The organism is Mesorhizobium sp. M7A.F.Ca.CA.004.06.1.1 (genome assembly GCF_003999135.1).
Classification (GTDB): Bacteria; Pseudomonadota; Alphaproteobacteria; order Rhizobiales; family Rhizobiaceae; genus Mesorhizobium.
In genome coordinates, this window is record NZ_RZPQ01001433.1 from 1 (window position 1) to 475 (window position 475).

Below are 475 nucleotides of genomic sequence, written 5' to 3' on the forward strand. Positions count from 1 at the left end.
GGGATCAGCCATTTGGTGGCGAAGCTCGGCGTCACGCTGATCGTCAGCCGCGCCGGCTCGGGACGAAGCAGCAGCGTCGCCTCCGAGATCAGGTCGAAGGCGCGGCGGATATTGGGGACATAGGCGCGGCCCTCATCGGTCAGCGCCAGGCCGCGCGGCAGCCGCTCGAACAGCTTTGTGCCGAGATCGGCTTCCAGCCCGCGAATGTGCTGGGCGACCGCCCCTTGCGTGACATTGAGCTCTTCGGCGGCGATGCGGAAGTTGAGATGACGCGCCGAGGCTTCGAAGGCGCGCAGCGCATTCAACGGCGGCAGGCTGAGGAAGGCTTCGGGCATGCAGGAGTTTTTCTACAGGTTGATTTCAGGCATTCTGGTTCGAACCAGCGGGGAAAACCAGCTATATCAACGCTCAGCTCCCGAAAACACCGCTTGCGGTGCCCGCAAACCCTGAGAGGAAAATCCGATGAGTGTAGAAA

General features: G+C 62.3%; 1 protein-coding gene. It reads right to left on the minus strand.

The window, feature by feature from the left end:
- On the minus strand, positions 1–335 hold a 335-nt coding region (locus EN906_RS36785; protein ID WP_127375897.1), incomplete at its 3' end, for a LysR family transcriptional regulator.
- Between the last annotated feature and the right edge of the window lie 140 nt (positions 336–475).